Source organism: Vibrio sp. Vb1127, from assembly GCF_033338735.1.
In the GTDB taxonomy this organism is placed as follows: Bacteria; Pseudomonadota; Gammaproteobacteria; order Enterobacterales; family Vibrionaceae; genus Vibrio; species Vibrio alginolyticus.
The window spans coordinates 142,185-162,575 of the sequence record NZ_JAWOTF010000010.1; the positions used below are offsets into that span (position 1 = coordinate 142,185).

Here is a 20,391-nt window from a genome sequence, read left to right on the forward strand (position 1 = left end):
TTATTGTTTGTTGTAGTAAAGTTGAATGCTGCCACCTCTGAGAGTCGAGCCGTAGTTGAAGTTAACGCCTATGCCGAAATTGTCCAACCAATCAAAGGGCTTTGGTGCATAAAATAGCCATCCTATAGAAGCTTCGTAGTAATGCGGACTTCCCAGTTCATCGCTTAAATCATGCGAAAGGTCGACTCTTTTAATCCCAGTAAATAAAGCTTGCTCACCGTGATAAATATTGTAGTAACCGGTGATTTCATTAGATAGGTACCAACCTTTAGGGTTGCCTATATTGCCGTTATTTGCGCTTCCCCAGCTGTGCCCAATGAATGAATTCAATGTCGAACTGGCATGCCATTTCCCCCAACTTGTGGGAGACGTGTATTTGGCTTTAATGGATGGTTGAACTATTGCCGCCCATGCTGAAACGTTAACGGCACGGCCGTCTAGGATTCTTCCAATGATGGAGGAAAGTTTATTATCGGTAGAGAATGAGTTTTCATAACGCATAAGGTGAGTCGTCGTTCTGGTGCTAAGGGTGACGTTTTCACTTGCTTTGTATAGATACCCATAACCAATCGATGCACCGTATGTCCTTTCCTTGAGAAGATCCTTACTTGTGCCGAATAGTTTGAGATCATTCTCTGTTTGTATCGTAAATGCCTTAAACGACAGCTCATGTAAATCCTCGCTGCCCTCTATGTCAAAGTTAGTCGTGTAAGGGAGAACATATACGGATTTGCTTCGACGTTCATTGATTGACTCGTCAGTCCCGAACTCTGGGTTGGCGGTATCAAATAATGCATTCGGATCAAAGTCGCCAATACCAAACGCAATTGCGTCAGTATCGGACAGCAACACCGCGATAGAAAAACGTTGTTGAAGAAGGTTGCTAATTTCCTTATCTAGTGGATCCGCATGAGCAGTATGAGGTAGAGAGAGTAGGAGAGCGAGCGAAACGACTCGCCACTCCACTGAGGCGAAGTTGGGTTGGAACATTTTGGCTCTTTCAAATGGTTCATGCATGGAGTTTTTGGACGTACCGGTACGCTAACATTAGTTTAATCGTTGAATGGTCGGTGTAACTTTGAGAAATCTATGTTTTCTCATATTGATATGAAAAAGTTCCTTAAACGAGTTTAGCTTCAATGTGTATGCTGCACCAGATTTGTTTAGCAACATCATTCTTTTCTGAAGATGTAGCAAGACTTTGTGACTAGGTTGCATTATTTTCTTTAATGCGTCTCTTGAGAGGAAAATAGCAAACTTTTTTATTGCCTTGGCGCTCAAGAAAATCTGAATCGTTCACTGTGCTACTGGTTAACTTCGAAAACTTGTAAGCATCCTGTCTGCCAACATCACGACTAACATCATCAAGGAGTACCCTTAAATACGTCAGATAAACAATGGTTTTTTTGAGCTTTAGAAGAAATGTTCGGACCTTTGCATATTCCGCGGTGGTGCTCAATCCAAGAACTGTGTTTTGTATGTGTTCTCAGTAAATCATTGAGTCGATCTATTCTTCAAAATGTGGTCCCTTTTAATTCACTTTCTGTTACATATTTTTCGTTTTGAAAGAGCATTTTAATTTGCATCTTTTGAAAAGATCTCTTTGTTAAATTTTGTATAAAATCAACTAATTGTTGAAATTAGAACCCTTGTCAAAAAGTCATTAGATTTCATGTTGAATAGCCTCTTTTACCTAATAGTATACTCTATTTGTTTGATATAATTTCCGGCAGTTTGTATACCATAAATAAAGAGAGTCTATTCATGTTCCAGAACTTAACGATCAAGCAGAAGATAGTGATTCCGCTGTCATTGATTATTGGATTGTTTATTGTGAGCTCTGTATTAAACGTTATGACAAGTTGGAAGCAATCTGAATTGAGTGAGACACTCAACGAACAGATCGTGCCGAACTTATTAACGATTGAGGATGCTTATCGCGATCTTTACCAAGCAACATCTGCAATCCAAGGTGTTGCACTTTCTGATACTCAAACCGATATTGATCACCACATCGGTGAATACAAAGACAACGCATACAAAGCGCTGCCGCGTATGGAACAAATGATTGAGCTATCGCAAGCCGGTGTGACGCCTTCTACACATGGTAATGAAGTTCGAACGCTTGTCTCTTTGGGTGAAAAATGGTTAGCAAGTTATGAGGCGATGCTACGTTTACCTCAATCTCAATGGCGTGGTTACTACAATGAGCACAAACATACCTTTGAAGACCAATTTATCGAGGTTAGAGCGCAGCTTAACGTTGTAAAAGATGCAATAGAAGAAAAGCAAAGCCAATTGAAGGACGAAATATCAGCGGCTGCAACAAGAGCAGAACTCATTCTTGAAGCGGGCATTGTGATTGTTATTCTGGCCGCTATTGCGATGGCGTTTTTGTTGTTGCAAACGGTTGTGAAGCCTATCAATGATATTAAAAATGCGATGACAGAAATTGCGTCCGGTGAAGGTGATCTAAGTCAGCGAATCGATGTAAAAACACAAGACGAAATTGGCAATTTAGCAGACGCATTTAACCAGTTTGTGTCCAAAATTCAAGTGACAGTCGCTCAGGTAATTGAAAGCTCAAATACCCTACGTAACGAAATGGCAAATCTTAGCTCGTTGACCAAGACCATCGCGAACTCGACCGTTTCTCAGCAAAAAGATAGTGAGGCGGTAGCGGCGGCAGTGCACGAAATGCAAGTCACCAGCAGAAATGTAAGCGATAGCGCTAACGAAGCCGCGGTTGCGAGCCAAACAGCGAATGATGAACTTACCAATACCAATGTTATTTTGGATCAAACGGTTAGCTCAATTCGCAGCCTCGCAAGTGAAATCGAAAGCGCAAGCCACGTCATTAACACATTGGATCATGATGTGAGTAACATTGCGTCCGTACTGGATGTAATTCGTGGTATTGCCGAGCAAACAAACTTATTAGCGCTTAACGCAGCCATTGAAGCGGCTCGCGCTGGAGAGCAAGGGCGAGGCTTTGCTGTGGTAGCGGACGAGGTTCGTTCTTTAGCCAGTCGTACGCAACAGAGTACGGGAGAAATCCAAACCATGATTGAAAAGCTACAATCTGGTGCAGGACAAGCTGTAGAAGTGATGCGCGGTAGCCAAAATAGCAGTGATGAAACGATCAAGTCCGCTGGCCGAGCGAGTGAATCCCTTTCTGAAATCTTGAACGCGATTTCACGTATGAACGAGATGAATACACACATTGCAACGGCTGCGAGCCAGCAAAGTACAGTAAGTGACGAAGTAAATAGCAACGTACAAGGCATTGCAGACAGTAGCACTTCAATTGTGGAAATCGTAAACCAAGCGCAAGCTTCTTTAGCCATGTTGTCAGAGCAAACTCAACGTTTAGATCATCAGGTCAGTCAGTTCAAAGTATAAGCTGAGAACAGCAATCTCACTGACGAAATAACCCGCTTCTTAGCGGGTTATTTTTTAGATAAGTGGCGAACCTGACTTGTGAAATTTCGACTATATTTACATTCCTTTCTCACTTTAGTTCGTATACCAGAGTGGGCAAATAACCCTAGACAGCGGTAACAAACTCTGTACAGCGTGATGATGCTTTTATCATCACTTTTGCTGCTTTTTAACCATTGCAATTGCACACAGGAAAATGTGATTTCCAACCCAAAATCTTCAAATTTGAGAACTTCATAACACCTTTACCATAAACGTTTTTCGTAAGCGTATAGAACTGTAAATTTTGTTGTATGTACAACACTGGGTATTTATCATCCTAATTAATTTGTTCTGGATATACATCCATTAGTCATTATTAAGTCATTCTAGAAGCTTTTAATAAGGAATCTTGAAGGCTTGTCGGTAGATAAGAGAGAAAAATTCATGAGACGTAAAACCACGCTATCTCTGCTGATTGCGTCGAGCCTTTTTGTGGTTGGATGTCAACCTAGCGAAGAAGGATCGAGCCAAGGTGGTGGTCCTGCGCCCACAACCGAAGTAGAAGTGTTAACAGTCCAGCCAACGCGCCAAGCATTGACAGTAGAGTTGCCGGGTCGTAGCCGAGCATTCAAAGAAGCGGAAGTTCGTCCGCAAGTCACTGGCATTATTTCGGAGCGAAATTTTGTTGAAGGTGGCCTTGTTGAACAAGGACAGTCGCTATATCAAATTGATGATTCATCATTTCAGGCGGATTTGCTGAGCGCTGAAGCGGAATTAATCCGTGCGCAAGCTGCGGCAGAGTCGACCTATGCCACGGTGAAGCGTTACAGAACCTTGATCACCAAAAAATCCATCAGCCAACAAGACTTGGATGAAGCAGAAGCGGCATACAAAGAAGCGAAAGCGCAGGTCCTAGTCGCAAAAGCCAAGATCAACACAGCAAAAATCAACTTAGATTATACGCAAGTCAAAGCTCCGATTAGCGGAGTGATCGGTAAATCGAGTGTGACAGCGGGTGCGTTGGTTACGGCTAACCAAGCTGCCAAATTAGCGACCATTCAGCAGCTTGACCCTATCAATGTTGATATTGTGCAATCATCCGCGCAACTGCTGCGTTTGAAAGCATCACTCTCCCAAGGCCATATGCAAGAAGATGACTCTGCGCAAGTTACATTGATGCTTGAAGATGGCAGCACTTACGAACACAAAGGCACAATGAAATTTACTGAGGTCAATGTGAACGAAAGTACGGGCAGCGTGACGCTTCGTGCCGAATTCCCAAACCCTGACGGTTTGTTGCTACCTGGAATGTTTGTTCGTGCGACGGTCATTACTGGTGTCGACCCTGATGCGATTCTAATACCACAAAATACGGTATCTCGTGATGCGACAGGTAAAGCGACAGTGATGACGGTTAATGGCGAGAACAAAGTGGAAGCGAAACCAGTGAAGACTGCTGAAGCGATCAATAGCCAATGGCGCATTATTGATGGTTTGAACGCGGGTGATAAAGTCATTACCGCCGGTTTACAAAAGGTAGGGCCAGGCAGTTCGGTAACTATCCAAAACGGTGAACAGGAGTAATCATGGCACGATTTTTTATCGATCGTCCGGTATTTGCTTGGGTTCTCGCGATTCTAACGATGTTGGCGGGGGTAATGTCATTATTCAATTTACCCGTCTCGCAATACCCAACGATTTCACCGACGACGATCACCATCAGTGCTCGCTATCCAGGTGCATCAGCAAAAACCGTTGAAGACTCGGTAACGCAGGTTATCGAGCAAAACATGACAGGATTAGATTACCTTCGCTACCTATCATCGAGCAGTGATGCATTTGGTAATGCGACAATTACCCTGACGTTTGATAGCGAAGCTGACCCTGATATCGCGCAAGTACAGGTGCAGAACAAACTGCAATTGGCATTGACTTCATTGCCGATGGAGGTACAAAACCAAGGTATTGTCGTCAATAAATCCAATACGGCATTTCTCATGGTTGTCGCAGTTTATTCTGAAGATCCTGACTTTACAGAAAACGATATCGGCGACTTTGTTGTAACGAATATTCAAGACCCGATAAGTCGTGTAACTGGCGTAGGACAAGTGCAGGCGTTTGGTGCGCAGTATGCAATGCGAGTTTGGCTGGACCCTTTTAAGCTTACGCAGTTCAACTTGACCGCGATCGACGTAGCAAATGCAATCAGTGAACAGAACGCGCAAGTTTCTTCAGGTCAACTTGGTGCGGCACCTGCGCAGGAAGGCCAGTTGTTGAATGCAACGATTTCGTCTGCAAGTCGTTTGAGTAGTGTAGAAGAGTTCCAAGACATCATTCTTAAGTCCGACGCCAGTGGTTCGAATGTTTATTTGAAAGATGTAGCTCGCGTTGAGCGTGGTGCAGAAAGTTATGATATTCGAGGCCAATATAATGGCTTCCCAGCATCGGGGTTAGGTATTTCATTAGGTACTGGCGCAAACGCGCTTGAGACAGCCAATGCGGTAAAAGAGCGCTTAGAACAACTGAGTGCAACGTTCCCAGAAGGGTTGCAGATTGCTTACCCATTTGAAACAACGCCATTCGTCAAAGCCTCGATTCAAGAAGTGGTTAAAACGCTATTAGAAGCTATTCTTCTTGTGTTCTTAATCATGTACCTGTTCTTGCAGAACTTCCGTGCGACGATCATTCCAACGATCGCAGTGCCTGTCGTATTGCTCGGAACCTTCGCTATTTTGTACGCGACTGGATTTAGCGTAAACACGTTAACCATGTTCGCGATGGTTCTGGCTATCGGTTTGCTGGTGGATGATGCCATCGTTGTGGTGGAAAACGTCGAGCGTGTGATGCATGAAGATGGGTTGGAGCCCAAAGAAGCGACCAAAAAATCGATGGGACAGATTACTGGTGCCCTGATTGGTGTCGGTTTGACGCTTTCTGCGGTATTCGTCCCTATGGCGTTTATGTCTGGCTCTACAGGGGTTATTTACCGTCAGTTTTCAATAACTATTGTGGCGGCTATGACGCTTTCCGTTTTGGTTGCGATAATTCTGACTCCAGCATTGTGTGCTACGTTGCTGAAAAAAGGCGATGCTGAGCTTCTAGAGAAGAAAGGCTTCTTTGGCTGGTTTAACCGCAAGTTTGATGCGATGACAGCAGGCTATGAAACCGGCGTTGCCAAACTTCTAAAACGCACAGGTCGCATGTTGGTTGTATTTTTGGCAATGAGTGCAGGTGCTGGCTGGTTATTTATGAACCTTCCAACGTCATTTTTGCCAGATGAAGACCAAGGCACAGTATTCTCAATGGCTATTTTGCCGCCTAACTCAACACAAGAACAGACGGAAAAAACACTTGAGAAAATGCGTGACTTTTACCTAGTAGACGAAAAAGACAATGTAAAATCCGTCTTCTCCGTTGCTGGATTTAGTTTCGCAGGTCAAGGCCAAAACATGGGGATGGCATTTATCGGTTTGAAAGATTGGTCTGAGCGTGAAGCGCCTGGCGCCGATGCAGCTTCCATTACAGGTCGAGCGATGGGGTACTTCTCTACCATTAAAGAAGCTTTGGTGTTTGCGTTCGCCCCTCCAGCGATTCAAGAGCTAGGTAACTCGACAGGTTTCGATTTCTATCTCCAAGACTCGTTGAATAAAGGGCACGATGCATTAGTTGCGGCTCAAGGGCAACTTCTGGGCATGGCAGCACAAAACCCGAAACTTGTCGGTGTTCGTCCAAACGGTCAGGCAGATGCGCCAATGTACAAAGTGAACATTGACCACGTCAAACTTCGTGCTTTGGATGTCAGTATCAATGACGTAAACCAAATCCTGTCAGCTGCATGGGGCGGGGCTTACATTAACGATTATATTGACCGCGGTCGTGTGAAGAAAGTGATGGTGCAAAGTGATGCGGAATACCGCATGCAGCCAAAAGACTTCGATTCATGGTACGTACGCAACGCTAAAGGAGAGATGGTGCCTTTCTCTGCTTTTGCGAGTGGCGAGTGGACCTATGGTTCTCCTCTTTTGCAGCGCTTTGATGGTTTGCCAGCAATGAATATTCAAGGCGGTGCAGCTCCTGGTGTAAGTACTGGTGAAGCCATGGAAGAAATTGAAGCAATGGTAGAAAAGCTACCGGAAGGCTTCACGGTGAACTGGAATGGTATTTCGTATGAAGAGCGCCTTTCCGGAAACCAAGCGCCGATGCTATATGCGCTATCTATCCTCGTCGTATTCTTAGTTCTTGCCGCTTTGTATGAAAGTTGGTCAGTACCTTTCGCCGTGGTGTTAGTTGTTCCTCTTGGTGTGCTTGGTGCTGTGCTTGCGGTAATGACGCGCAGTATGGATAACGATGTGTTCTTCCAGGTGAGCTTATTAACTACGGTCGGCTTGGCAACCAAAAACGCCATTCTGATTGTTGAGTTTGCAAAGGACTACTATGAGAAAGGCGCTGGGCTTATCGAAGCAACCTTACATGCTGTTCGCGTTCGTCTGCGCCCAATTATCATGACATCGCTTGCTTTTGGTTTGGGTGTGGTACCACTTGCTATCAGTTCAGGTGTGGGATCGGCAGGTCAAAACGCAGTAGGTACCGGCGTACTTGGTGGCATGATCAGTGCCACGATATTGGGTATATTCTTCGTCCCAATCTTCTTTGTAGTGGTTGAGCGATTGTTTGATCGACGTGCGAGAAAAGAGTCGGAGGCAGAGTTGTCTGAGACCAGCACTAAACCCACTCAGCAAAGCGAGTAGGACTTGGTTGTTTTAACTGAGTTATACTAGTGATAATAAACACGATTAAAGGGCGCTTCGGCGCTCTTTATTTTATGTTTTCACTTGGTGGTTACCGTCTATGACGCGAGCCTGAAAGACGGCGTGTTGTGTGCAGTATCAGCACAGCCTTTTCGGCCGAATGAAAGCCTAAAGAAGAAAAACGACGATGAAAGATCAGAAAATTTCCCCAATTTCCGTTTTGGATCAAAGCCCTATGTTTGTCTGCGGTGTGATGCAGCGCATGTACCGCAATCGTGCCCAAGCCGAGCTGTCTCGGCAAAATTTGATGACACTAGAAATGGCAAGTGCACTGGCCGCTTTAGAAGAATTTCAACCTATGAGCCAGCAAGCGTTGGCTGATGCGGTTCGAACTGAGCGAAGTGTAGCAAAGCGGATGGTGGACAATCTGGAAAAGAGAGGGTTTGTTCAAGTTTCTAAAAGTAAATCGAATCAGCGCCTTAAAATGCTAAGCATGACAAAAGAGGGAGCAAATGCTTTAAAGCAAGTTCATCAAATCATGACGAATTTACAGAAAGAGTTTTTTTCTTGTTTGTCGGAATCTGAAGCGAGTGAATTTTTTCGTCTGGTAAGAAAGCTCACTTTTGCGAATCACGACCAGTAACTGACATCAATGCCGTTTAGCGTCTTTATTTTATCGCGGACCAATTACATTAAGCTGTAGAACTTAAGAAATAGGATGCCCAACGTACAGGTCACGGTAGAAAGCACCGTAGTGAGTGCGATGATATTTGCAGCTAACGTGGCATTGCCTCCCATGGAACGCGCCATGACATAGCTGGCAGCAGCGACTGGAGAGGCGTTCATAAAGAAAAGAATACCTAGCTCAATTCCTCGAAACCCTACTAAGTAAGCTCCCATGGTGATGATGACTGGCGCTACGATGAGCTTGTAACTGCTCGCAAACCAAGATGGACCTTTCTCTTTTCTCATCAAGCTAAAGTCAAGTGAGCCACCCGTACACAACAGCGCCAAAGGCAATGTCATTTTGGACAAGTAGTCTCCTGCGTCAATAACCACATTCGGTACTGGAATAGCGAGTAAATAAAAAGCCATTCCTAGAACAATGGAGATTATGAGCGGATTCCTAGTCAGTGTTCGGCCCATCATCTTTGCTGCTTGCGAGGCAGACGTTGCCCCCTTGGGCGATAAGCAAATTACCGCTTGGACGTTATAAATAAATGTGGTGACCGCGACATAGAGCGCTGCTAGCGCCACACCTTGAGAACCATACGCATTGGCAACGTAAGCGATACCAATAATACCTGTATTTGCTCGGAACCCACCTTGGATGAGAACGCCTTGGTCAGGCGATGCTTTGAACAGAAGTTTGACGGAAAGGTAGGTGAAAATGAAAAACGAAATACTAGCGATGACGCCGAAATTGACAAATCCACTTGCCGCGGAAAAGTCGTGTTCTGAAGCCACAATGCTGACAAATAACATTGCAGGCAAGGTAACTTGAAACACCAGTTTAGAGCCTACTTCGATAAAATTATCGTTGATTAGACCAAAGCGCTTAAAAAGAACGCCAAGTACCAACATCAAACAGATAGGTCCGGTTATCGACAAAGAGAATTGCAACTGATGTAAAACAGCTTCCATGTAAGTATCCGCAGCAAAAGAAAAAAGTGTTCCTGTTGCCTATTAAGCCACAAACCCGGAGGGTAGGACAGTAACGTGATGAAATTTTCTTCTGTTGTAGGTTCCGGAGTCATTTACACTCCAAGTTATGGACGAGGTCCCAATTTAACAAAGCGGTACTGGTCCTACGTGCGATATGTTGGTTAACTCGTTGTCGTGATGCATCCACATGCGTATTAGATGTGAGGGCTGGTCATCGTAGTTATGGATAGGAGTTCATCAATGAAAAGGAAACACAACAAAACTGTACTGTGTGCGTTTGTCTCTGGTTCGGTATTTGGTGCGGTTTTGGTCATTGCGATGTCTTTACCAATGTAATCCTCTTAATTGGCTGTTGGAACACTCACACTAATTCAGTACAAAACAGATTGAGTTCTGCGGTGTGTGCTGTTAGTTTAAAAAACATGAAAATACACGTTCGCCCTTCATTAACAACCTTCTCTTGGTGGCGCTCTAAATAGAGCGGCGCGGAATACTTACATTCTTAAGCTGCTGGATGGTAGCTAAGAGTGTTTGATCTTTTTATCTCCAGTAGCGATCTATTAAATACTTGGAGACAAATATGAATACCCATAAAAATACATCTCAGCGTGAAATTATACTTACCGGAGATCGAGCAACAGGTCCATTACACCTCGGGCACTATATTGGTTCATTGCAACAACGAGTCAAATTGCAAACGGAGCACGAGCAAACGATCTTGGTCGCGGACATGCAAGGGTTGACGGATAACGCGCATAATCCATCAAAGGTATCCTCTAATATTCTCAATGTCGTTGCAGATTATTTGGCTGTTGGTATCAACCCCACTCAAACTACGATCTCGTTGCAGTCTCAAATTCCAGCGTTAGCCGAGTTGACAATGTATTACAGTAATCTTGTTTCTATCGCACGATTAGAGCGAAACCCCACGGTTAAAAATGAGATTCAAAGTAAAGGCTTTGAACGCTCTATTCCTGCTGGCTTTTTAACATATCCAATTTCTCAAGCTGCCGATATTACGGGGTTTCATGCGACGCTAGTACCAGTGGGTGATGACCAACTGCCGATGTTAGAGCAAACTAATGAAATCGTGAGAAAAATAAACCATCTGGGTGGAAAAGAGGTTCTTAGGGAATGCCGTCCATTACTTAGTGATGCACCTCGTTTGCCGAGTACTGATGGCAAAAATAAGATGTCTAAAAGCATGGGGAATGCAATCAACCTAGGGGCGTCTGAAAAGGAGATTTCTGCGGCGGTGAAATCTATGTATACCGATCCCAATCATCTGAAAATTGAGGACCCTGGCCAAGTCGAAGGGAATATTGTATTCATCTACCTCGATGCTTTTCATCCTGATAAAAATTATGTCGAACAGCTAAAAGACCATTATCGACGAGGTGGGTTAGGTGATGGTTTGACCAAGAAAGTGTTAGAAGAATGCTTACAAGAGATGCTTCGCCCTATTCGAGAAAAGCGCGCTATGTATTTGAATGATAAAGCGCAGCTGATTGATATTTTAAAACAAGGTAGTGAGCGTTCTCGCGAGAAAACCGAAAAAGTGCTATTTGATGTGAAAGATGTATTTGGTTTAAATTTGTTCTGAATTAAAAGTAGAGAGTTGAACATAAGGCACGACGGCTGGTTAGCAACGTGCCTTTTTAAGTTCCCAGTCAGTCAAAGCGCATTGTTAAGAAGAAAAAAAATTCACGACGAAAATCCGCGACTTCTTGTTGGTAATAGCTTTGCCATTCCGGTTCTGACAAATTTGAATGGCTAGAAGCTCTTTGCGTTCTTAGCTTGGACTCAAGTTGTTGTAATGCTTGTTGGTAATCTTTGACTTGTTTTTTTTGCTCTGTAATTTGCTGCTGACGAGCATGAATGTTTTTACTTTCTTCTTTCGTTAAGTAAGTTCGTTCTAGCTCTGCGATGAGCGCCAAGCGATCTGGTAGGCTCATACTATTAGGAATCAGGGTGACCGCACGCTCATATTTTTCCTGGTCGCTTGTTAGCCCGATAGCACCTGCATGTTCTTGCCAGTCAATGGTGAGTTGCTCGAAAGCTCGCAAAAAGTTATCTGGGCTTTGAGTGTCCAGCTTTTGGGCTTCTAAGTTGAAATCGTACAGCGCGAACTCATCCGCGAAAACAACATCAGCCAATTCTCCCCAGATGCTTCTTGCTTCGTTCTTCAGCTGTGCAATACGCGACGCCAGTGATTGTTGCTTATCAAATAACAAATTTCCTACACTCTCTTGCCATTGGCTGCTGAGCTGAGGGTAGTTCGCCAAAAGCTGGAATCGAGCTGAAGATAAATGCGCCTCAAACAAGGCGATCTGCTCTTCACAACTACGGTTCAACATACACTCATGCCAAAACGTCTCAAGTTCAGCGACAAGTTTCCTGCCTTTGAGTTGAGTTAATCGCTCAGTCGTTATTTGAACTGTGGAAGGGAGGTTAGCTGTTTGTGGTGAAGTATCCGTATCGGGCACGATGCTGCTTGTTTGTGGTGATGTACTGGAGACACTCTGATTTTTTGTCTTAGGGGAAGGAGAGGAAGCGAGCTCTTTTTTTTGAACATCGTGATTGAAAGTTAAAAATATCATGCCCGCCATAATGGCGGACATGATTATCAAAGCGATTTTCTTCATGGCTTGATTGTTGCGCTTACTGGGAAATGGTCAGAAAGGTTATAGTGTTTCCATAAACTCTCTGCGGTTGTGCGCGGCACGTCTACACGGTTGTCATTGAATGATTTCACCCCGTATTCACTACTCACCATAACATAGTCAAGGTATTCCACGTTTTCGCCACCTGATAACGCTTCACCTGCGAAGTTATTGATACGGGGATCAAAGGTTGACTCCGTGTAACCAGAGTAGTGAGGCTCTATGGCACTTAAGTTAGCGATCATTTGTTGGTAGTCACCAGGGAACTTTCTTTTGTTGACGTTAAAGTCGCCGCTGTATACCACAGTTTCGCTTGAAGGAATGTCAAGAGATTGGGCGAGTGCGCGGATTTGTTTGAACTGGCGCTGACGATACTCACGGGCGGTGTCTGTATCGAAAGATGCGGTATGGGTAGCAAACACATGGTAAGCCTGACCACCTTTAATTATTTCCGCATAATTTACGCCTTTATCGGCAAAGCAGTCTGTACCAGAGCAATCGGGAAAGACATATTGCGCTTCATTCACGATAGGGTAGCGACTAACTATGATTACGCCACCATCATGAATATTAACGCCTTCTTTATCTAACATCTTTGTTTGGTAAGGATATTCCTTGGCTAACTCACGTAAGAATGCTTCACGGCCGCTGGCAAACACCTCTTGCAGCGCCAAAACATCGTAACCTTTTACATGTTGAGGAATCAGTTCGTAACGATCTCCAATGTGCGATGCAATAGCCGTCAACGCCCAGATGTTATAAGTCATCAACTTAAGGTTTTGTTCTTCGTTGTCGACAGACTCCGCTACCTTGCTTGGCGTGATGGTGTAGTAAAGATCATCATATCGAGCGGTACTGTCTGACTTAAATGCCAGTTCGGTTTCTCTCGTACCAAAAGCGTTAGTGTTGGCACGATGAATGTTACGATCATCTTTGAGAGATAACTCGACATCGGCTGCGGATAAGCCGTATTCAATGGTCGAATTGTACCAATGGCCTTCCATTATTTGATTGAGTGTTATGCTTTCACCTTCGGGGCTAGAAACCACCGTTTCAAAACGGTAAGTTTGATTTGATTTCACGCCCTCCCAGCGGTTGAAGCTTAATACAGATTTAGTTTCCCACGGACCAAGTACCTGCACATGTTGTTGCCACTCGTCTCCGTATTGAAGCAAATCACTACCTTCATGTTTTACTTGAATAGTTAACGGTTGATCAGAGTTATTCGTTAGGTAAACGTCGGTATCTGCAATGCTGGGTAACGCTATCAAGCTACTTAATAAAAGGCTCCACTGCGAAAATTTCATCTTATTTTTCCATCATTTGAACTAGAGTAATCATTCTTGTTTATAAATGTTACTTGCACGTTAAATATGGATGACATCTAAGCCAGTGTTGAAAATTGTTATCAGAATGTGATCTTTATTCAATGGTGAGGGTGGAGGTATTGAGTGTGTTGCCGTTGAAGCGGTGGAAAATAATACCAACAGTCAACGAATTGCATTCACTGCAATCAAGCTGTCATCTTTGCTCTATAAGTTGTGCGGCGTCATTCATCTAGCCATATGGCTAGAACTCAAATTGATAGATGGAGCACCATGGCTAGAGCAGTAAATCCAACCGATGAAACCATCATTAAATTGTTACAAGAGCAAGGTCTGATTAGAAGTGAAGCAGAAGCGCGTTTAAAGAAAGAGGTGTACCGCTTGCAGCCTAATGAGATAGCAAAAGTAAAAAATTATGCCCAGCATTTTGGGATAAACGCGAAAGAAAAGCTCATCGATGAGATCTTGGATCTGCGCCGAGAAGCGCTCATGAAAAGATGTAGACACAATAAGGAGCATACGAGCCTATCTCTAAAATAGCATGTGATAAAACTATCAATTACTGGTCAAGATTTGATCTCTCAAGCCGATGTATATAAGAGCGTTCAATGATATCGAGCGAAAAAACAGTGTGTTTTAGAGGTTAAGCTTTCACTTAAGTGAGAGGTTTGGAAAGGCTGCGGGGAGAAAGTGCATGCGTATTAAAGACTTAAGTGTCGTAAAGAAAATATCGGTTAGTTATTTAACCGTTTTTGCCGTGTTTGGTTTAGTGTCAGTAATGTTGGTGCAAGGTTTGTTAACACTGAATAAAGACATCTCAGTGTTAACAGATAAAAGTTTACCTTCTGTTGCGATTTTGAAAGGTATCCAAGTTGATATTACTAAAGTGCGTAAAGATGAGTTCTCTTTATTGCCAAACGCAAATCACCCCAAAATTGGTGAGTGGTTAAAAGGCCTCGACCAATGGCGTTCTGATGTGCAGGCTGGTATTGCAGAATACGAAAAGCTCGACCTTAATAAGCGTGAAACGCAGTCTTTTAGCGTTTTTAAAGAAACTTGGAATCAATACATCAAAGAAACGAAGACTTACAACGCACTGCTAAGCCAAGGTGATGCTGAAAGTGCAAATGATGTGATTTTATCGAGTTTCGATACCTACTCAAAAGCGTTGAGCAGCTTGGATGATACCCTCGCGTTGAACGATGAGTTGGTGAATTTGATTGGTGAAGAAGTACAAAGTGAAGCGGCATTTACACAATACAGCGCTGCTGTTGGTGCGCTCGTCGTCGCATTGGTCATGGTAATGTCTGCCATGCTGCTTTCTCGAGTCATTTGCGGGCCTGTTGATCGAGCATTGGAATTCGCTTCTAAAATCGCCAAGGGTCAATTGAATAATCAAATCGACGAAAGTGAATTGAGCAAAGACGAGTTAGGAACGTTGCTTAAAGAGCTTGTCGGTATGCAAACAAACTTACATTCGCTGGTTTCTGAGATTAATGACTCAACGATTCAGCTAACGGCAGCAGTAGAGGAAGTGAGTGCTATTTCTTCTCAGACCGCCTCTGGTATGCAAAATCAACAAATTGAACTTAGCTCGGTGGCTTCTGCGATGACAGAGATGCAAGCTGCTGTAAGTGAAGTGGCACAAAATACCGAAGTTGGCGCAACCTCTGCTTATTCGGCTGCGGAAGTGGCAAAGCAAGGAACGGCGACGTTACAACAAACTATCGCAGTAATTGAGCGTGTATCACATACGATCCAAGAATCAGATGAACTGGCACGTGAGCTTGAATCGAGCTCAAACAATATCAATGTGGTCGTCGATGTGATCCGCGGGATTGCCGAGCAAACAAACTTGTTAGCACTGAACGCCGCAATTGAAGCCGCTCGGGCTGGTGAACAAGGACGTGGGTTTGCTGTTGTGGCAGATGAGGTTCGTTCTCTGGCGCAACGCACTCAAGACTCCACTTCACAAATTGTGGAAATTGTTAATCAGCTACAAGAGAGCAGCAGTAAAATAGGGCATTCAAGCCGTGATTGTCAGGAGGGTATTTCTCAGTGTGTTGAGCAAGTTAATGACGCTGATAGCCAGATAAAAGAAATTGAACATTCTGTCGATAACATAGCGCAAATGAGCACACAAATCGCAACGGCGTGCAGTGAGCAGAATTCTGTATCCGAAGAGCTGAATCGCAGTGTGGAGCATATTAATAGTGCTTCAACAGAGATGGCTGAGGGAGCTTCACAAACGGCTGTGGCTTGTCAGCAGATTAGTAGCCTAGCGCACAACTTGAAAACTCGAATGGGTTCATTCCAGCTCTAGTTGTTGTGTTTCAGCTTTATTCCTAACCTCATTGCTACAATAAATAAGCCGGACGAAATGTCCGGCTTATTTATTCTCTGTCTATATAAGTTCAGAGTATGCTCAACCTTGGGAGAATATGCTCGCTAGGCTGGGATACCACTGTGAAACTTAAAATCTGTATCTGGCGTAGAAATTAAATCTGCCTCTATACGTCCAAAGTAGGCGATGCGCTCGCTGATATCTTTGCCTGCGATTTGCTCCGCTAATACAAGATAATCCTGGTAATGGCGTGCTTCTGAACGTAATAAAGAAATGTAGAACTTTGCGATATCGTCATCCATATGTGGTGCTAGTTTGGCAAAACGCTCACAAGATCGAGCTTCGATGTACGCACCAATGATGAGTTTATCGATCAGCGTTTCCGGCTCATGAGTCTTCATATGCGAAATCAGTCCTTTAGCATAACGACTTGCTGGAATATTTTTGTACTCAATTCCACGACTTTCCATGATCTCTAAAACTTGATAAAAGTGGTGTAACTCCTCTTTTATCAAAAGCACCATCTTATCGATCAAATCTTGGCTATATGGTGAGTCGGACTTAGCCATGATTGCCTTAGAAATATTGCTCTTGCCTTTTAAAGTTTCCAATGAGCCTACGTTACGGTAAGCAAAATCTTCGTAGGGCTTAAACCAGTCAAGTAGAGCATGTGAACTGGATTGATCAACGGCATACTTACGAATTAAAAACATGGCAGATTGGCCAGCTTTTAGTTCGCACAGTAGGTGGTCTAACAAAATGGTTTGAAGGTTCTCTGGTTTCTTTGCTTCCTCTACCCATTCATCAGGTGTACTGCATTGCAGAAATTGGTTAATGGGAGCAAGAAGATCTTGATAGGCGTCTAGATTCATCATTTTAGTTTTAGTACTTCACATTTTTATTGGGCATATCCGTTGTCTTGCGGATAGAAAAAAGGCTGCAATTGCAGCCTTTCTTGACCTGAAGTGAATGTTACCACTTTTTCTTCTCGCCGAAGAGTGCTTCCATGTCATTGTCACGCTCTTTGTCAGCAATCTGCTGCATTTCAGCATCGCTTTTATCTTGGCGCTTTTTATCTAAGTCACCCAACATCTCTTCAAGCTTTTGTTTCGCTTGAATAGAATAAGGATCGCTCTTAGTGCTCAAAGCATCGATACCTTTACGCAGCAGTTGAAGCGCGGTGCCTGGTTGGCCACGAGCGATAGAGTCGTTTGCTCTTTTGATGACATTTTCAATGTTGATGCGAATTTGCATCGTTTCCAAGCGCGCATTTTCAGTGACGTAAGTCTGGGTATCCAATCGGCCTTTGTTGTGCTCGTTACGGATAGTGTCGCGAAGTCGTTTGACCAGCTTAAGCATGACGATAGCTTGTTTATCACTACTCGGCATCTTGAAAGTGGTACTCTCGCCAGTAGGACCATTCTCTTTTAGCTGAGTAATCTGCTGCTTCATATTTTCGATACGTTGAGCAAGTTGCTTGTTCTTCGGATCCAGCTCATGCATGCTCTCTAGCGCGTCAAGAATACGATTGTTTAGACACAGCAACAGCTCTTTACTAAAAGGGATATGGTGCGCATGACCAATCAACTCTTCAGTACCATCTATCAAGGCTACATATCGTGCTGATTCCTGCCTTTTTGCGGTTTCAACTTTAACCTTATATTGCAACATAATATTATAGCCTAGGATTAACACCAGTAGGATGGCTACCAAAGCGATTATTAAACCAATATTCATATCTTTGCGTCTGCTTTACTTTTCTGCGGCTAGCGTTAAAGAATACATGAATCTTATCTTACTCGGCACCTTATTTGTTTGATTATTTTGTCTCTCCCACGTTTTAGTTACTGATAGAAGTCACATCATAGAACTTCGGTCATTTATTGGCTCAACTTTGTGCATATTGTTTCTTGCTTGAAGATTATTAGTATGTGATTGAGGTATAAGTTAGAAATTGCTGTTCATTTCGATTTGAACGCGTTATAACTAATTATTATATCGCTCGCTTGAGTGGCCAATAAACTCTCTCATGAATAAGTAAGGGATTACGATGAAACTGCAGCAGCTGAAGTATATTGTTGAGGTTGTAAACCATAATCTGAATGTATCTGCAACGGCGGAAAGCTTATATACCTCTCAGCCAGGTATCAGTAAACAGGTTCGGTTGCTGGAAGACGAGTTAGGCATTCAGATTTTTGAACGTAGCGGTAAGCACTTAACGCAAGTGACGCCAGCTGGAGAAGAAATTGTACGTATCTCTCAAGAAATTCTCGCTCGTGTAGAAAGTATCAAAGCGGTGGCTGGAGAGCACACCCATCCAGAAATGGGGACGCTGAATATCACTACGACACATACGCAGGCTCGTTATGCACTGCCAGATGTCATCAAAGGTTTTACTTCTCGTTATCCAAAAGTGTCGTTACACATGCACCAAGGTACACCGTCACAAATGTCTGAGGCGATAGCTAAAGGCACAGCGAATTTTGCGATTGCGACAGAAGCGCTTCACTTATATCAAGATGCCATCATGTTGCCTTGTTATCACTGGAATCGTTCAATAGTTGTGCCTAAAGACCACCCACTAGCGAAGAAAGACAAAGTAACGATCAGTGATCTTGCCGCTTACCCATTAGTCACTTACGTGTTCGGTTTTACTGGCCGTTCAGAGCTGGATACAGCATTCAACCGCGAAGGTTTAACCCCGCGAGTGGTGTTCACTGCAACTGATGCAGACGTCATTAAAACTTACGTTCGTATGGGTATTGGTGTGGGTGTGATTGCAAGCATGGCTGTGGATGAAGAGCAGGACGGTGACTTGGTTGCAATAGATGCGAGCCATTTGTTTGGCGCGAGCACCACGAGCATCGGCTTCCGCCGTGGTACATTCTTACGCTCTTACATGTTCGATTTTATGGAACGTTTTGCACCGCACTTAACGCGTCCAGTGGTTGAGCAGGCGATTTCGTTGAAGTCTAATGCAGAAATCGAAGAGATGTTTAAAGACATCGAGCTTCCAGTGAGATAACACTTCATTGATGTTTCGATTCCCTCTACAATGCGCTCGTTGTAGGGGGAGCTATGAAAACGCAATTTCAGTTTATTAATGACTGCTTAATCGAGAACCAATCTTTGTGGCGATTCGAGCCTTTTAAAAGCAGCATTCACACATCATTACCTTGGCAGGAGCAACATCCTCGGCTGTGCCAATGGCTAGCGTCTCTTACTCCCTCTCAAATCGAAGAATACAAAGCAGCACCAGAACTCGCGTTAAAAGCACTTAGTCCGTTTTTGCCTGAGCTTGAACAACTCGCAGAACTGACTCATTTAGAGCTTTTGTCGTTAAACGGCTTGGAACTCGCTCGTGGTTTAGATAACGGTATTCCGGGACGTAAGTTGGAGCAAATTAGCTCGATGGGTGAAGCTGCAATTCAACAACACTGTGGCGAAGAATGGCTAGAATGGTGCTCAGGTAAAGGTTACTTGGGGCGAATCCTGACAACGCAAACCGATCAGCCTGTAACCAGCTTTGAATACCAACAAGCACTGTGCGATTCGGGGCAACAAGCAGCCAATGAACATCATTGGAAGATGACGTTTATTCAAGGCGACGCGTTTGATAGCAAAGCGAAAGCCGTGTTTAAGCCAACGCAACACGCAGTAGCACTGCATGCATGCGGTGACCTTCACGTTCGTCTAATGCAGTACGGCAGTGAAAATGGGATTGCTGCGATGACCATATCACCTTGTTGTTACCACTTGATTCAGTCGGAACAATACCAGCCGATGTCGGAATCGGGCAGGGCTTCTTCTCTCTCATTGTCTAAGCAAGAACTGCGTATCCCATTACAACAAACGGTGACGGGAGGAGAGCGCGTGCGTCGTCATCGTCAGCAGGAAATGATGTTTCGTCTTGGGTTTGATTTGATCACGCGACAAGCTTTGGGAATGGCAGAGTATCAGCCTGTGCCGAGTATCCGTAAGTCGCAATTAAGTGATGGTTTTGAATTGTTCTGTCGCTGGGCAGCGGAGCAAAAAGGCATTATTCTTCCTCAAGAAATCGATTTCTCTCATTTTGAAAAGTTAAGCGAACAACGCTTCTGGCAAATGGAGAGAATGAGCTTAGTGCAACTTGTTTTTCAACGTCCGTTGGAGATCTGGCTCGCATTAGACAAAGTGCTTTATCTTGAAGAACGTGGTTACCGTGTTAGATTGTCAGAGTTTTG

General features: G+C 43.9%; 15 protein-coding genes. 9 read left to right on the forward strand and 6 right to left on the reverse strand.

The features are described 5' to 3' along the window. On the reverse strand, positions 1–990 hold the full coding sequence (locus R7H07_RS15145) for a Solitary outer membrane autotransporter beta-barrel domain (protein ID WP_005388404.1): 990 nt from the start codon (positions 988–990) through the stop codon (positions 1–3). Between the two features lie 774 nt (positions 991–1,764). Between R7H07_RS15145 and R7H07_RS15150 the strand changes: the two genes are divergently transcribed. From R7H07_RS15150 to R7H07_RS15165, 4 genes are all read left to right on the forward strand, one after another. Further along, a complete protein-coding gene (locus tag R7H07_RS15150; protein WP_005378266.1) occupies positions 1,765–3,402 on the forward strand; it encodes a methyl-accepting chemotaxis protein in 1,638 nt (545 codons plus the stop codon). Between the two features lie 465 nt (positions 3,403–3,867). Further along, positions 3,868–5,007, forward strand: a complete 1,140-nt coding sequence (locus tag R7H07_RS15155; RefSeq protein WP_065274363.1) for an efflux RND transporter periplasmic adaptor subunit — start codon at positions 3,868–3,870, stop codon at positions 5,005–5,007. 2 nt (positions 5,008–5,009) lie between these two features. Beyond that, positions 5,010–8,171, forward strand: coding sequence for an efflux RND transporter permease subunit (locus R7H07_RS15160; RefSeq protein WP_005378264.1), 3,162 nt, complete (start codon positions 5,010–5,012; stop codon positions 8,169–8,171). Between the two features lie 187 nt (positions 8,172–8,358). After that, positions 8,359–8,814 (forward strand): MarR family winged helix-turn-helix transcriptional regulator, encoded by a 456-nt coding sequence (locus tag R7H07_RS15165; protein WP_017635039.1) that lies wholly within the window; start codon positions 8,359–8,361, stop codon positions 8,812–8,814. A gap of 44 nt (positions 8,815–8,858) precedes the next feature. Here the strand turns inward: R7H07_RS15165 and R7H07_RS15170 are convergent, their stop codons facing one another. After that, positions 8,859–9,815, reverse strand: coding sequence for an AEC family transporter (locus R7H07_RS15170; RefSeq protein WP_065274364.1), 957 nt, complete (start codon positions 9,813–9,815; stop codon positions 8,859–8,861). A gap of 601 nt (positions 9,816–10,416) precedes the next feature. On the opposite strand from R7H07_RS15170, the gene trpS reads away from it, so the two are divergent. After that, entirely contained in the window at positions 10,417–11,439 is a 1,023-nt protein-coding gene (gene trpS, locus R7H07_RS15175) for a tryptophan--tRNA ligase (protein ID WP_065274365.1), read from the forward strand. A gap of 67 nt (positions 11,440–11,506) precedes the next feature. On the opposite strand, the gene R7H07_RS15180 is transcribed toward trpS, so the two are convergent. Together R7H07_RS15180 and R7H07_RS15185 are read right to left on the reverse strand one after the other, a co-directional pair. Then, positions 11,507–12,481, reverse strand: coding sequence for an ATP-dependent dsDNA exonuclease (locus R7H07_RS15180; RefSeq protein WP_206959092.1), 975 nt, complete (start codon positions 12,479–12,481; stop codon positions 11,507–11,509). After that, positions 12,478–13,806, reverse strand: coding sequence for a sphingomyelin phosphodiesterase (locus R7H07_RS15185; protein ID WP_047100810.1), 1,329 nt, complete (start codon positions 13,804–13,806; stop codon positions 12,478–12,480). Before R7H07_RS15185 ends, R7H07_RS15180 begins: the two co-directional genes overlap by 4 nt. A gap of 291 nt (positions 13,807–14,097) precedes the next feature. Here R7H07_RS15185 and R7H07_RS15190 point away from each other — a divergent pair, with 291 nt between their 5' ends. Beyond that, complete coding sequence (locus R7H07_RS15190; RefSeq protein WP_025766895.1) at positions 14,098–14,364, forward strand: hypothetical protein; 267 nt, start codon at positions 14,098–14,100, stop codon at positions 14,362–14,364. A 154-nt stretch (positions 14,365–14,518) separates the two neighbouring features. Beyond that, positions 14,519–16,147 (forward strand): methyl-accepting chemotaxis protein, encoded by a 1,629-nt coding sequence (locus tag R7H07_RS15195; protein WP_047100808.1) that lies wholly within the window; start codon positions 14,519–14,521, stop codon positions 16,145–16,147. A gap of 125 nt (positions 16,148–16,272) precedes the next feature. On the opposite strand, the gene miaE is transcribed toward R7H07_RS15195, so the two are convergent. Then, positions 16,273–17,043 (reverse strand): tRNA isopentenyl-2-thiomethyl-A-37 hydroxylase MiaE, encoded by a 771-nt coding sequence (gene miaE / locus R7H07_RS15200; RefSeq protein ID WP_047100806.1) that lies wholly within the window; start codon positions 17,041–17,043, stop codon positions 16,273–16,275. Between the two features lie 97 nt (positions 17,044–17,140). Beyond that, positions 17,141–17,905 carry a hypothetical protein gene (locus tag R7H07_RS15205; protein WP_005378247.1) on the reverse strand — a complete coding sequence of 255 codons (765 nt, stop codon included), beginning with the start codon at positions 17,903–17,905 and terminating at the stop codon, positions 17,141–17,143. Between the two features lie 313 nt (positions 17,906–18,218). Between R7H07_RS15205 and cysB the strand changes: the two genes are divergently transcribed. Then, positions 18,219–19,193 (forward strand): HTH-type transcriptional regulator CysB, encoded by a 975-nt coding sequence (cysB, locus tag R7H07_RS15210; RefSeq protein WP_005388967.1) that lies wholly within the window; start codon positions 18,219–18,221, stop codon positions 19,191–19,193. Between the two features lie 53 nt (positions 19,194–19,246). Continuing rightward, the coding region (locus R7H07_RS15215; RefSeq protein WP_318128766.1) for a methyltransferase at positions 19,247–20,391 on the forward strand (1,145 nt) is incomplete at its 3' end.

Bases quoted from the DNA above. Each gene is read 5' to 3' on its own strand.
- R7H07_RS15145 (WP_005388404.1), bottom strand. From the start codon at position 990: ATGTTCCAACCCAACTTCGCCTCAGTGGAGTGGCGAGTCGTTTCGCTC.
- R7H07_RS15150 (WP_005378266.1), top strand. From the start codon at position 1,765: ATGTTCCAGAACTTAACGATCAAGCAGAAGATAGTGATTCCGCTGTCA.
- R7H07_RS15155 (WP_065274363.1), top strand. From the start codon at position 3,868: ATGAGACGTAAAACCACGCTATCTCTGCTGATTGCGTCGAGCCTTTTT.
- R7H07_RS15160 (WP_005378264.1), top strand. From the start codon at position 5,010: ATGGCACGATTTTTTATCGATCGTCCGGTATTTGCTTGGGTTCTCGCG.
- R7H07_RS15165 (WP_017635039.1), top strand. From the start codon at position 8,359: ATGAAAGATCAGAAAATTTCCCCAATTTCCGTTTTGGATCAAAGCCCT.
- R7H07_RS15170 (WP_065274364.1), bottom strand. From the start codon at position 9,815: ATGGAAGCTGTTTTACATCAGTTGCAATTCTCTTTGTCGATAACCGGA.
- trpS (WP_065274365.1), top strand. From the start codon at position 10,417: ATGAATACCCATAAAAATACATCTCAGCGTGAAATTATACTTACCGGA.
- R7H07_RS15180 (WP_206959092.1), bottom strand. From the start codon at position 12,481: ATGAAGAAAATCGCTTTGATAATCATGTCCGCCATTATGGCGGGCATG.
- R7H07_RS15185 (WP_047100810.1), bottom strand. From the start codon at position 13,806: ATGAAATTTTCGCAGTGGAGCCTTTTATTAAGTAGCTTGATAGCGTTA.
- R7H07_RS15190 (WP_025766895.1), top strand. From the start codon at position 14,098: ATGGCTAGAGCAGTAAATCCAACCGATGAAACCATCATTAAATTGTTA.
- R7H07_RS15195 (WP_047100808.1), top strand. From the start codon at position 14,519: ATGCGTATTAAAGACTTAAGTGTCGTAAAGAAAATATCGGTTAGTTAT.
- miaE (WP_047100806.1), bottom strand. From the start codon at position 17,043: ATGATGAATCTAGACGCCTATCAAGATCTTCTTGCTCCCATTAACCAA.
- R7H07_RS15205 (WP_005378247.1), bottom strand. From the start codon at position 17,905: ATGAATATTGGTTTAATAATCGCTTTGGTAGCCATCCTACTGGTGTTA.
- cysB (WP_005388967.1), top strand. From the start codon at position 18,219: ATGAAACTGCAGCAGCTGAAGTATATTGTTGAGGTTGTAAACCATAAT.